This is a genomic window from Candidatus Symbiopectobacterium sp. NZEC135 (genome assembly GCF_025962695.1).
In genome coordinates this window covers 1-13,358 of the sequence record NZ_JAGFPF010000052.1, presented here as the reverse complement: position 1 = coordinate 13,358, position 13,358 = coordinate 1, and the positions used below count along the sequence as shown (strand labels likewise).

Below are 13,358 nucleotides of genomic sequence, written 5' to 3'. Positions count from 1 at the left end.
TTTCTCCACTTCGAGCAGCACTTGAGAAATTATTGCACTCTACCAGAAGTTCTGGATACTATTTTTTCTTCTGAGAGGCAAACCTCAACAGATGAATTCGTCGGCTAAATCGATACCCACTTTAGTTTGGCCTTTCTTGCATAAGAAAGGCCGGTGCTGTAAAAATAAATTAACTTAGACTACAACCAAAATTACGATCGCCATCACCGAAAACCTTACTTTTAACTTTCGTGAGATAGTTAATCCGATTCAGTAAATCACCGGGATAAATTTCATTAAGAATATCATCCCGATTGAGAATATATTTCCCGTTAGTCGGAAAATGGACCAAATGCTGACCTTCCTCCGGTGTTAAGCTCAATGCGCTGCACCAAGCAGTTATTATCATGGTTCTCAGCGTACCCTCATCCAGATTGTAATCACCGAGATGATAGTAAGCGTCTTTGTTCATAAAAAGGAATACATGAAAGTGACGTTTACCATTCTGGGTAAACTCTCGTACCCAAGCATAGCGCAGTGTATTAGAATAGATCCGCTTTCCTTCCTGTCGCTTACGTTTTTCATCAGCGATTAGTTTCGCTTTTAGTGAATTAGCGAATCTTGCCATTGTACCAGGATCAAAATTAGCAAAGCAGGAAAGAGTATCACCATTGTCCAGAATCGCTGGATCATGAAGGTCCACTCGTAATGCTAATGTTCTATAGTATTCAGTAACAGCATTGTTAATGACATTAAGGGTTTTTTCTCTATATGATGTAACATGATCCCCAAATTCACTATTGTAAATACGCATAATAATACCTACTTCACCATAAGTCGTACTTGGTCGGTACTCGTACGAACACCACCTTAGATTAGAGACAATATTAACTATCCAACACTTAATTTGAGATGTAACATAGCCCCAGTATGTGAATTCCGTTCGATATTTACTCTGTAGTTAGCATTTTTTATTATTCGATGGTTAGGCAATCTAATTGATCTATGTTGAGTGTTTCGTTAACAATATCTATCGGTTTTACTAGCACGGTATTTCTTCGTCTGTAAAATTCAATCATCCCTTTTGAATATAATATACGTAGTAATTCATTTGTTTTGTTGCTATTCCTGAACTGGTTAGGCCCATACTGCAATATGATGTTTTTTCGTATGTACAACGATCTGTCATTATCGCAACGTTTTTTTATCCACTGATGTAGTATGTAGTGTTCTGCACAAAATATCTCAATTTTTTTATTAGTGGCGAAAATTTTCTTATGGTTTTTTAAATACCAAATACTTATAGATATTGCTGATTCTACCGTTTGAAGTGAAATGTCTCCCTCGCCATTGCTAAAATAATGGAGCAGGGCTGCAATTCTAGCCATGTTTTCGGTCATTTTAGATGCGTAATCTTTAAAGTCAAATAGCGACTCCATAAAAGCCATTTCTGATTCAATTCTATTATGAAAATTTATCCACTTTTTTTCTGCATCAGGGGCGAAATATAGACAAACCCTATCTTTATTATTCCTGGATAGGCTTTTGTTTACTATATCCATCAATCTTTTGTGGAATAGCGTTAGATGCTCTTTTGATATGACGGAGTTATTAATCTGTCTATGCCCCTGTTTTGACGATGGATGACAAATCAGGCATCTAGCGAAAAATCCACTTCCTTTTGCTAAGTCTCCTTTTTGTGTACTATATTTTTTAAACACATCAGGCTGAACCATTAATGCTAATGTTAATCTGGCATCTTGGATAAGCTGTTCTGGGGCGTTTTTTCTTTCAATAGATAATATAGACCCATCCCACATTTTATTGATGAATGGTAACTCATTTAACGTATACCCACTGAATACAATTCCTGCTTCATCGGACATAATTCCGATAGAGCCCCATTTTCCACAGAGATAATTTTTTATCGCAGCAGGAGTTGCATCGTTAAATATTAATTTATATCTGATAGGATCAGGCGGTATCTTCTTCAGCAAGCTATCTAACTGTTTTTGTGAGATGGATGGATCTCTATCATGACGAATATCTGACCTAATCTTCATCATCAATGATTTTCTTTCATTCCGGATCGTTTCTAATATGTCATTATGCTCTCTGAATGCCTTAGTGTATTCTTCATACAGCTTAACTTCTAACTGATATAATGGATTTAACAACAATTTATCTACAGTGCTTTTTCTTTCTCCCGATTCTGCAATCGTCATTAAAAAAAGAGATGTGGGGCTGCGAAGGTTTGTTAATCTACAGACATCAATGCTATCTTGACAAGCAAGAGATATCGCGCCGAGTATCGAAGCCCCAATTAAGGGGCAAGGAGCTTGTGTAATGCTCTGTATTTCATAAAGAGTATCCCTAATGAGCTTAGGAAATGCGTGCATTGGATATTCTTCATCAATAGGATCATCTAATAATGACATTTATTTCTCCTTAAAGCTCATCACGGTCAGTGGAGAAAAAATTTTTTATGTAATCATCTATATCGCATTTCCGCCAATGATGGCGTCCATTGCGTGTTTTAGGCCTGGGAAGTCCTTCTGGCAATTTATCTTGGCATATCCACTTTCGTATTGTTTGTGGTTTACAATTTAATCTTTTTGCCAAATTGTTTGTAGAAACTAAAGGAGCATCATCTGATGAGATATCTACGATAGGCGGAATGTTTTTCATTGCACCACCTCAATGTTTGAGATGTGGGCAGATATGTATATGGCGAGGGTTAATGTTACTAATATAATAAGAGAGGGGGAGTGGTGAGGAATATTATGTTTGCTATCGGGGTCAGGGTCTCCACCATCATTTGAGCTAGATGATTTCAGACAAGAAACTGATTTGGACGTGCTATGATGAGATCTTGATGTTTGATTTTTTCCAGCCATGAAATTAATAATAACATTCAGTATCAAAATCTTTCTCAGTTTTTTCAATGCAAGAGCATTTCGTTTTTCACTGATTTTTCTCGACATAGGGTGAGCCAGTTTCCATCTTTTTCTTATGGATTCTTGTGCTTCCTGTACGCGTTTAAATTCATCCTCATATAACATTGTATCAGCTATGTTATCAATGGTTAGTAAATTCATTAAACTTATCTCCTTCATTGTTTTAGTCGAAAAATAAGATCATTATTAACGACCTGATAATTTTTGAAAATATAATTATCTGTCAATTAACACACGAGTTTTTTCTAAAAAAACTGTGTCGCAAATAAATTTTTTATCATGAATCGATGTTTGTCAATTTTTTTTAGTGGCATGATGATTAATCAATGTATGTCAACGCATATCAACGCTGCTATAAACCTCTGCTTGTTCGAGAATCCACCATTCGATTTTTTCGTGCCACTTTCGTAGGAGATCCAGTGGACGGCGGCGGTAGTGTTTTTCTGCAAGAGCACTGGGTTTATGACCCATAATCTGGGCAACTATGCCTGTGGGGACTTCCACCCACTCAGCAAGAGTCCCGAAGCTACGACGTAAACCATGCAGGCTGATATGTGGTAAATTGGCTCGGATCAATGCACGGTTATGAGCAGAACGAGGCTCGGTAATCTTGCCGCTTTTACTGTTGCTGTGAAAAACCCAGTTATTGTCAGTAGTGCCGGTGTTTGATCTCTTTGCCAGGTTACGCAAAATATCAGCAACATAAGGGGTGAGAGGGATAATCCGTTCCCCTTCGATCTTGTCTTTAATCCGCATACTTGACCACCTGAAATCTACGTCATGCCAGCGTAGTGACGCGATTTCCTCTCGTCGTGCACCGGTAAGTAAAAGCACTTGAAGGTAGGCTGATGCTACGGGATTATTTAACTGTCTGACCGCCATAAACCAGTCCTTTAGTTGCTCCTTTTGAAGGCAGTCACCAGCTTTACTGGCGGAAACCGGCACCAGCTTTCGTACACTGTGATCCTGCGTGAGATCTGCGGGAATGATACCCTGATATTCTTTCTGATAATTGAGCCACTTTATAAATGCTCGGAGCAGACGATAAGCATGAGCTGTAACGGTAGGTCGGTTTTTCCTCTCGACATTTAGCCATTCCGCAATAATTTCGGGAGAAAGTTCAGACAGTGGAACGTCAAGCAGAGGTGCCAGTGGCCCAGCAGTCGTCGAACCAGCCCCTCTCTTCCTAGCATCGCCACCACGGCTGGACAGGTTGATATGGTCGGTAATGTAACGTGCAGAGTAGGGGCGTTTAGTTTTGGCGCTAATGCCAGTTTTCAACTCATGAATATATTCTTCCCAGGCGGCAGAAAATAATACCTTAACTTTGCGTGATTCTGCTTGCTGCGATTCCGATTCAGCGATTTTCTCCGCTTTGGCTATTCGGGGATCGATGCCGGTATCAATAAGAGTCTGAAGTCGTCGGGCTTCGGCGCGAGCATCGTCGATCTTCCAGTCATTGATATTGCCAATCGTCATGCGAAGGGTTTTTCCGGCAAATACACTCTGGAAGATGAACGCTTTTGTTCCGCTGGTTACCCGGCAGGCAAGTGTTGTTACATCAGAATCCCAAAGAAATGCTTGTGATTTTCCTTCGGGAAGGGAGAATTTTCGGGTTCGTTCAAAGGTGAGTTTTTGTCTTGAAATCGCCATTTTTGTTGGCTCCTGCTGGAATATGTCGTCTACCATAATGTAACGGCTGATGTAAGTAAATTGGGGCAATATCTATCAACACTCATCAACTTACATCAACAAGTGATTTTATTTAGTGTTATGATTTATAAGGATTGTTTTGATTTTTATGTGGTAGGTTAAGGGATTAAATATGTGTAAACATCGCATTCGTAATGCGAAGGTCGTAGGTTCGACTCCTATTATCGGCACCATCCTACCTATTTTAACGTCTCCCCAAGTCTACTCAAACACCCTTTAAACCCTTATAATACGCGGTTTCACGGCCCTTATTGTCTCTGCTCGTCTACTCACGTTCACAGAAATCTACGGTGAGTTGGGGGTATCAATGGGGGTATTCGCTGTTCGGTCTAAAGGAGATACCCCCAGATGAAGCTCAATGCCAGACAGGTAGAGACTTTCAAGCCCAGGGGGCTGTGATCGGTGAGTCCTTTCACTTGGCCGAAGCCACAACCGCAAATTTTCCCATCGCAACACTTGACATATTGTAGTTATAACTACACAAATGGACTAACCACACATGAGGAATGTTCGCATGGCAGGCCGCCCACGTCAGTTTGATATCGAGATTGCTATTGATACCGCCTTAAATCTCTTCACCGAGAAGGGGTACGAGGGAGCGTCATTTGGCGAGCTTATAAAGGCAATGGGGATAAACCCACCAAGCTTTTACGCCGCTTTTGGTAGCAAAGAGAAGCTGTTCCGTCTTGTACTGGAACGCTACGTAACCATGGCCAACGCTGCAACACGCGAGGCACTGGCGCAGAGTACCGCCCGCGAGGTGGTCAAACAGTTGCTAACGGGCATGGCGACGGCAGCGACCAGCCATCCGACGGCACGTGGATGTCTCCTGGTACAGAGTGCACTTGTCTCAAGCGACAGTGCCTCAAGCATACGAGATGCTTTACGCATTGAGCGTGAAGCGAATACTGCTGCATTGGCGGCACGGTTCCGTGAGGCTGAACAAAGTGGCGACAAAACATTGCCTGGTTCCCCCGACGCTATCGCGCGGCTGACCACCATGATCCTTACTGGTATCGCCACTCAAGCTGCGAGTGGCATCGAGTTCGATACACTAATGGAGGCGGTTAATTCCTATGTAGACCAATTTGGTTAATTTTTTTTGCCCTATTTTGTAGTCATGGCTACATAATTAATTTGCCAACATCAGGTCCTTGTTTAAAGAGACTACATGGAAAAAGTTTACATCATTAACGCAAACGCACGTCTGCCATACGCATTTTCTAATCAACGTAACTTCAAGGGGTAATTTTTATGAAAACTTCGGGAAACACAATTCTTATTACTGGCGGTGGCTCGGGTCTTGGACGTGCTCTTGCTGAGGCTTTCCACCAGCGTGGCAACCAAGTGATCATCGCAGGCCGCCGACAAGCCCCACTCGATGAGGTGGCTTTGGCGAACCCCGGCATTCAAACAGCAGTACTAGACGTGACTGATTCAAGAGATATCGAATACTTTGTGCAACAGATAGCGCATGATTATCCGCACCTCAACGTGGTCATTAACAATGCAGGGATAATGCGTGCCGAGAATTGGACCGCTGATGTAGTTGAAACCGAAACAGTGAAGGTAACTGTCGAGACGAACCTTCTCGCACCGATCCTTCTCACTGCGGGATTGATGCCTTTGCTTCGTGCGCAACAACAATCAACCATCGTCACAGTTTCATCCGGGCTCGCATTTCTTCCCTTAGCCTCTACTCCGACTTACTCAGCAACAAAAGCTGCGATCCATTCGTTCAGCGAATCGCTGCGTCATCAACTCAAGGGATCAAATGTTGATGTTGTCGAGATAGCATCCCCGTATCTACAAACCGAACTGATGGGTGCCCGTCAAGCAAGCGACCCAAATGCGATGCCACTCGCGGCATTCATTGAAGAAGTCCTGCATACCTTAGAAAGCCAGCCGGAGGCAAAGGAGGTTCTTGTGCAGCGTGTATTGCGCCAACGCTTTGCCGCAGAAAAAGGGCAAACCGCTTATCAAGAGTTGTTCGACCTGATCAACGGGAAACGATAGGCAACCTGTTAGTTATCCTCATTTTCAACAACGGAGATTCAAATGACCACAACCAAATCAAGCTTGTTTCAGCCCTTTTCTTTCAAAAACGGCCTGACCCTTCGTAACCGCGCCGTGATGGCTCCGATGACGACCTGGTCGGCAAACCCGGATGGCACCATCTCTGATCAAGAAGTGGCCTACTATCGTGCTCGTGTCAACGGTGTTGGTATGGTAGTGACGGGTTGCACGCACGTGACACCTAATGGCATCGGCTTTACTGACGAGTTCGCCAGTCATGATGATCGCTTTATTCCTAGCCTTCGGCGCCTCGCAGAGACCGCCAAGAGTGGCGGTGCCCCCGCTATCTTGCAGATTTTTCATGCTGGCAACAAAGCCTTGCCACACCTTGTGCCAGATAATCGAGTTGTCAGTGCCAGTGCATTGAAGGTGCCACCGAGCCCATTCAATCCTGCTGAGGTGACCAGTCATGCACTGAGTAAGGAAGAAATCGAAGAGATCATCAAGGCGTTCGGTGAAACGACTCGCCGTGCCATTGAGGCTGGTTTCGATGGCGTTGAGCTGCATGGGGCTCATGGCTTTCTCATCCAGAACTTCTTCTCCCCAATGTTCAACCAGCGCAATGATGAATGGGGCGGCTCACTTGAAAATCGCATGAGCTTCCCCTTGGCCGTAGTACGCGAAGCACAGCGAGTCATTGCTGAACACGCCAAGCGGCCCTTCTTACTTGGCTACCGCATCTCCCCGGACGAGCCAGGCGAAGGGGCGCTGCGTATTAGTGATAGCTACGTGCTGATTGACCGGTTGATTGAGGCCGGAATCGATTACCTTCATGCGTCGCTCTTTAACATTCCGAACGCCAAGCCTGTTGACTACACCGGCGAGCAGACGACAGCCGAGTTGATTGTTAAGCACGTTGCTGACCGCATCCCCTTGATTGCCGCAGGTCTTATCAGGACCCCTGAAGATGCCGAAAAAGCATTAGCTATTGGTCTGTCTCTTGTTGCTATTGGGCAGGGGTTGGTGATGAACCCAACATGGGTCAAGCTCGCCGGTGAAGATCAGAAGGCAGAAATTGCCACTGCGCTTGACGCCGAGCATGTACCACAACTGGCGATCCCCGACAATTTGTGGGGAGTGATTCAAACTGCGAAGGGGTGGTTTCCACTGGTTGAGGCAACATCGCCAGCCGCTTGACAATTTTTTGGTACAACAGCCCCTTAGCCAGCCTATGTCCCACTGCCTTCGGTCAATTTTTAATTCACGACCTCAGCAGTTGAGGCTGGCTTAAGGGGATCTACTAGTCCAGTGCCGAAGCAGTCTCCGGCGGAGATCCACTTATCTGTCCAAAGATATAAATCGATGCTTATTTATATATTGGACAGCAATTCAACTCAATTCTATCCTAGCGACCTTCAGCAAATTTAACGTGGATGTTGCCTCTTTCCCAAAGCCATAGGTCACATCTTCATGATTTGTTAGCAATAAATCTGACCATGGCGGTCAATATGCCGTTAAGAAAGGAACCTAAATGAATGACGAGCTTTATATACTGCTCCCGGTAGCGTTTATTGCAGGGATCATTAACGCCGCAGTCGGCGGCGGCGGGTTGATCACGATCCCGACCTTTTACACCACTCTCCCGCATTTTACCCCAGCCCAAATCATGGGCATCGACAAGTTCTCCTCTGTTATGGGGCACTTGATGTCTATCAGGCAGTTTATGACACGGCTGCAACTGCCGTGGAAACTGATCTTGCCCACGGCTGTCAGTGCGGTGATGGGGGCTTACTCCGGGATCCGGCTATTGGACTTTATGCCGTCGGCATGGATGCGCCCCGTGGTGATTGTTGTACTCGCCGCGATGGTGGCATACACCTGGTTCAGGCCACAGTTTGGGCATAAGGACAACAGTCAATCACCTACCCGGTCAGATCTTCTAAAGGGCATTTTTCTGGGGTTTGTTATTGGCTTTTATGACGGTTTTATTGGCCCGGGGACGGGAAGCTTTCTCCTGTTTCTGTTTATTCGCTTCTTTCATTTTGATTTTTTGCGTGCAACGGCCTGTGCAAAAGTCGTCAACTTTGGCACCAACTTCGCCACGTTATTTTTTCTCATCCCCAATGGCCTCATTCATTATGAACTGGCTATTCCTTTGGGGATCGCTGCAATCAGTGGCTCTTTTATTGGCGTGCAAATAGCACTTAAGGGAGGAAATCAGTGGATACGTCGACTTTTCCTGTTACTGGCGTGCACTTTACTGATGAAATTGTTATGGGAAACACTTCGGTGATCAACGTAAATCCGCATATATATGCGGTAAAGAGTACCACAATTATGCCTAACCGTACCTTTCCACATCGTGCGACTGGCTCCATAAGCACACCGGCCAACGGTAGCCAAAATCTGATTGTTCCAGACAATTACCCCCTCGGCTTGCCAGCCACAGCACGATAACGCTATAGTTTCCGCGCTGTCGCAAAATCGGCAGCCGGGCGTAGGAACCCGTGTTTAATCTTGGCGACATAAGGCGCACCCTGCGTCTTATGTCGCGCTTTTGCACACCTATAATTTGCTATCGGTTTTATACCGTGACAGCATCCAAATTATGGTGGCTCAGGCGGGGCAGCTCTCGGGCTGGCCGGTTTCCAAGATTACCGGTATTCCTACCCCCGTCTGGGCTACCACCCAAGCGTAGGAACTCCAGTGGTAGCCGTAATGCACTCATCTTGGAGATTACCCCATGACGACTCCCCGAATATCCTCACACCCGTTATTCACTTGCCTGCTGCTGTCTGTGCTCCGTGCGCATTGCTGTGCTTTATCGCTGCGGGGTATTGGCTATGTTTGATGCCACGCCCTTGACGCTGGACGAAATGGTCGAGCAATGTCGTGCACTGACGCATGCGGTGATTGAGTTGGATGATGCAACTGCAAGGGAAACGCTGTTGTTTGTGCTGGCGGAACGGCTCGATGTGCTCTCTGCCACGCTGGATAGCCCCGATAAATGTGAGGGCGCTGAGGCTCAACGGCAGTAACGATAATACGGGCGCGCTTTACCGCCACTCCGTCTGTATCGCGCGCCAGCGGGCATGAGTTGCATTGGCTTTAAGCATTACGCCGAAAAGAGTTCATTCCACGCTCGCCTTTCAATCTTGTTACTCGGTAAATTCAGCGGTAAATGAATCGCTACGGGTTTGATAGATATCCCCAAGCAGTTATATGACGTCAGCAGAAAAATATCATAAGTCATGCTATTGATACTGATTAAATAGCAACCTCATTAATCTTATCTTTGTAATAAATACTGTTGTCTTTTTAAAATGTGACGAACATCAAAATAGCAATGTATCAAATTGCCGATAAAATATAGCATGCTAAATATTTCACATGGCATGATTGATTGTAATGAAATTTATTACAGTAAAAAAATACGAAATTATACTTATGAAGATAGCCCGACGTTGTCTCGATAAACTCTGGTTAAGATGTCATGGCAAAAACGGTAGAGCGTGTTCCCGAAGGGGAGAGCCATAGGGCGAATAATGCGAAGAGAGACAACGGCAGGTCAGCGATGATAGACAGAATCTCTCCCCGTATCATGACGATGCGTTTATCCGGGTTAGAGAGTAGCGTGACTGACAACGTTTGAGCGCCCCCAACGCACATGGGAGGTGAAGCATTACAGGTATATCAAATAAGGACATTTTTGGGGGCAAGATTACTGTTAATGTAATCTTAAGGTTCTGGAACTGATAATGGCGGGAAGACAGCGTATCAATGCGATATGAAAATACATCCTCACAAACGGAGTATTCTAACATGACAATTGTAAAAAAACTGGCTCTGGCTATGAGCATCTTCGCTTTGGCATTGATTTGTGTTGGTGGATTCGGGCTAAACGCACTTAGTTCATCAAAAGATCGCTTTGAGTACGTTATGACCAATACCTTACCGAGTATCGGTAAGTTAAATGCTGCCAATACTGCTATCAGTAATGCCAGAACGTATCTATTGCAGTTTATTCTTCTTTCTGACCCACAGCAGAAGAAAGAGAAAAAACAAGAAATATTAAATGCGTTGGACGAAACGGAAAAAAACATTAACGACTACATGAAAAATTATGTTTCAGACAGTAACGATCTGAATTTGTCTAAAAAAAATATCGAGGCTTTCAATAATTACCGCGATGCAATAACACCGCTCATTCAGGATGGCACCATTGTTGGTAATTCCTCTCCTGATCTCGGGAATATTATCGGCATAGAGAAAAAATTGTTCCAAGGATTTCAAGAGCAATATCAGTATAATTTAACCTTAGCCAATAATCTTCAACAGGAAAACAGTAATAATTTTAACTTAACTGGATTGATGCTTACCGGACTCATCGTGGGGGCATTGGCTCTGGCCGGCATATTCTCCGCAATCGTTTTACGTTATGTCCAACAAAGTCTGAATAATCTACGTAAAAAATTAACAACGATCAGTGAAACGCTGGATTTAACCCAGCAAGCTGATGCGCAATATAATGATGAGATAGGCCAAACGGCACAGGCATTCAACGCATTGATCATGCGCTTTTCTGATGTGTTAAGCCATGTGCGTGCTTCCAGTGAAAATGTCGCGATATCCTCAAGTGAGATTGCATCGGCGAATATTGATCTCTCTTCAAGAACAGAAGAGCAGGCATCCTCGCTTGCCCAGACCGCCGCCAGTATGCATGAACTGTCGTCAACGGTGGAAAGCAATGTTGAGAATATGATGCAAGCGAATCAGCTTGGTAAAAAAGCTAATGATGTGGTTGAGCAAGGTGATGCTGCCGTTTCTCGTATGATTACAGCAATGGAGGAGATTGCCAGCGGTTCTTCCAAGGTTGCTGAAATCACCACACTAATAGAAGGTATCGCTTTTCAAACCAATATACTGGCACTGAATGCAGCCGTTGAGGCCGCACGAGCCGGTGAGCATGGCCGTGGCTTTGCTGTTGTCGCCAGTGAAGTTAGAACGCTTTCACAACGTTCATCTTCCGCAGCAAAAGACATCAAAACCCTGATCGATAATGCGCAACTAGCGGTTAAAAATGGTTCATCTCAAGCCAGTGCCGTTCGGGATTCTATTATCGATGTTAAAGATGTCATTAAAAACGTGTCAGACCTGGTAAATGAAGTGTCATTAGCTTCAGAGGAACAAAGCCGAGGTATTACACAAATCAATATTGCTGTAAACCAGATGGAAGGCGTCACTCAACAAAACGCAGCAATGGTTGAACAAGCATCTTCAGCTGCTGACTCGTTAAGTGAGCAAGCGGCCAAACTGCGCAATGTTGTTGATACCTTTAAACTCAATGGAATGGAAAAAAACAGTACTATTTCATCGCAGGCCCTACAGTTAGCAAACTATCCGGGATAATCGTCCCGTTATAGCCAATCAGCGATAAGCCAATAACGCCCTGACCGATATCGATTCAGGGCGTTATTTAGCGCTGGCTCGTACAAGTGAATCACTGAATAGGGCGATCCGGCAGATAATAAAGCAACGCAACATCTTCCCAACAGGCGATTCAATAAGGCTTACATTTCCAAAAATGCTAATCTTTCACCCCATGAGCGTGGGGAAGACACTAATATATTGTGAAAGAGCAGTAATTAAAACGCTATATCTGCGTATTCTCGCGATTTCAGGGTTTCTACAATACGTTGTGATCCGCTGATACCTGTAATGAGCGACATAAGATCCAGCGAAGCCGCTCACGCTATCACGGACGAGATCGCGGGGTATTATCGTCCATTCAGGTCGCATGAATATAACGGTGGATGCGCGTCACACGAATCGGAAAAACAGATCTGGAAAAACGCTAAGGCGGTGGCCAGTATTTGTTGACCACGACAGAAAGTATAAAGTGTATGGTACTGGTTGCTTCAGGAAAGGGCATGCATCACATCACTGCAATTTAATACTGAATTAGGGGGTAAACATGGAAGACAGAGGAAAGATTTTCCGCAGGCTACACGAACTTGATGAGGTTTTCGTTATGCCTAACCCCTGGGATATCGGCACCGCACGGATACTTGAAACCATGGGGTTTAAAGCGCTTGCGACAACCAGTGCGGGGCTTGCTTTTTCATTAGGGGTTCAGGAAGGGACGGTTCCGTGGGAACAGACGCTGGCGCATTGCCAGTCTCTCGTGAATGCCACTTCCCTGCCGGTATCCGCCGATCTTGAAAAAGGGATAGGGGATCGCCCGGAAAGTGCCGCACAAACGGTCGAAATTGCAGCGAGCATCGGGTTAGCGGGATGCTCTCTGGAAGATCATACCGGCATCGTCAGCAAACCTGTTTATGATTTTAGTCTGGCAGTGGAAAGAATTGCAGCAGCGGCTCAAGCTCGAGATGCACTGGCGCAGGATTTTGTCATAACGGCCCGTGCGGAAAATTTTATGTGGGGAATCACCGATCTGGATGAAACTATCCTGAGATTACAGGCTTTTGAAAAAGCCGGGGCGGATGTTCTCTATGCGCCGGGTCTCAGAGATATCACCATGATTAAAACGGTGTGCCAGTCACTGACGAAACCCATTAATGTTGTGATGGGGCTGCCTGGAAACACCTACAGCATGGCTGAATTGGCCGATGCAGGGGTAAAACGAATTAGTGTTGGTGCATCAATGGCGCGGTTTGCCTATGGCATGTTTGT

At 44.9% G+C, this 13,358-nt stretch carries 13 protein-coding genes and 1 pseudogene; 8 read left to right on the top strand and 6 right to left on the bottom strand.

Translation table 11 applies throughout. From position 1 onward, the window contains the following. Positions 1–169 precede the first annotated feature (169 nt). From J5224_RS19030 to J5224_RS19010, 5 genes and pseudogenes are all read right to left on the bottom strand, one after another. Positions 170–793 carry an inovirus Gp2 family protein gene (locus tag J5224_RS19030; RefSeq protein ID WP_264626847.1) on the bottom strand — a complete coding sequence of 208 codons (624 nt, stop codon included), beginning with the start codon at positions 791–793 and terminating at the stop codon, positions 170–172. Positions 794–953: 160 nt separating this feature from the next. Next, positions 954–2,417 (bottom strand): YfjI family protein, encoded by a 1,464-nt coding sequence (locus J5224_RS19025; protein ID WP_264626846.1) that lies wholly within the window; start codon positions 2,415–2,417, stop codon positions 954–956. Positions 2,418–2,427: 10 nt separating this feature from the next. After that, complete coding sequence (locus tag J5224_RS19020) at positions 2,428–2,667, bottom strand: helix-turn-helix domain-containing protein (RefSeq protein WP_264626845.1); 240 nt, start codon at positions 2,665–2,667, stop codon at positions 2,428–2,430. After that, positions 2,664–3,077 carry a hypothetical protein gene (locus tag J5224_RS19015; protein ID WP_264626844.1) on the bottom strand — a complete coding sequence of 138 codons (414 nt, stop codon included), beginning with the start codon at positions 3,075–3,077 and terminating at the stop codon, positions 2,664–2,666. The genes J5224_RS19020 and J5224_RS19015 overlap by 4 nt, the downstream gene beginning before the upstream one ends. Positions 3,078–3,269: 192 nt before the next feature. Next, positions 3,270–4,665: pseudogene (locus J5224_RS19010) on the bottom strand (tyrosine-type recombinase/integrase). Between the two features lie 498 nt (positions 4,666–5,163). Here J5224_RS19010 and J5224_RS19005 point away from each other — a divergent pair. The 4 genes from J5224_RS19005 to J5224_RS18990 all read left to right on the top strand — a co-directional run bounded on the left by J5224_RS19005 (position 5,164) and on the right by J5224_RS18990 (position 8,958). Beyond that, entirely contained in the window at positions 5,164–5,745 is a 582-nt protein-coding gene (locus J5224_RS19005; RefSeq protein WP_264626843.1) for a TetR/AcrR family transcriptional regulator, read from the top strand. A 158-nt stretch (positions 5,746–5,903) separates the two neighbouring features. Further along, on the top strand, positions 5,904–6,665 hold the full coding sequence (locus tag J5224_RS19000) for an SDR family oxidoreductase (RefSeq protein WP_264626842.1): 762 nt from the start codon (positions 5,904–5,906) through the stop codon (positions 6,663–6,665). Between the two features lie 42 nt (positions 6,666–6,707). Next, positions 6,708–7,862: an NADH-dependent flavin oxidoreductase gene (locus tag J5224_RS18995; protein ID WP_264626841.1), complete on the top strand. Its 1,155-nt coding sequence runs from the start codon at positions 6,708–6,710 to the stop codon at positions 7,860–7,862. Positions 7,863–8,196: 334 nt separating this feature from the next. Beyond that, complete coding sequence (locus J5224_RS18990; RefSeq protein WP_264626840.1) at positions 8,197–8,958, top strand: sulfite exporter TauE/SafE family protein; 762 nt, start codon at positions 8,197–8,199, stop codon at positions 8,956–8,958. Positions 8,959–9,006: 48 nt separating this feature from the next. Here the strand turns inward: J5224_RS18990 and J5224_RS18985 are convergent, their stop codons facing one another. Continuing rightward, positions 9,007–9,192: a hypothetical protein gene (locus tag J5224_RS18985; protein ID WP_264626855.1), complete on the bottom strand. Its 186-nt coding sequence runs from the start codon at positions 9,190–9,192 to the stop codon at positions 9,007–9,009. An 81-nt stretch (positions 9,193–9,273) separates the two neighbouring features. Here J5224_RS18985 and J5224_RS35810 point away from each other — a divergent pair, with 81 nt between their 5' ends. The 4 genes from J5224_RS35810 to J5224_RS18960 all read left to right on the top strand — a co-directional run. After that, on the top strand, positions 9,274–9,363 hold the full coding sequence (locus tag J5224_RS35810; RefSeq protein WP_413544698.1) for an ash family protein: 90 nt from the start codon (positions 9,274–9,276) through the stop codon (positions 9,361–9,363). 145 nt (positions 9,364–9,508) lie between these two features. Further along, positions 9,509–9,703 (top strand): hypothetical protein, encoded by a 195-nt coding sequence (locus tag J5224_RS18975; protein ID WP_264626839.1) that lies wholly within the window; start codon positions 9,509–9,511, stop codon positions 9,701–9,703. 784 nt (positions 9,704–10,487) lie between these two features. Then, entirely contained in the window at positions 10,488–12,074 is a 1,587-nt protein-coding gene (locus tag J5224_RS18970) for a methyl-accepting chemotaxis protein (RefSeq protein ID WP_264626838.1), read from the top strand. A gap of 622 nt (positions 12,075–12,696) precedes the next feature. Further along, a partial coding sequence (locus J5224_RS18960) for an isocitrate lyase/PEP mutase family protein (RefSeq protein ID WP_264626837.1) occupies positions 12,697–13,358 on the top strand: 662 nt, incomplete at its 3' end.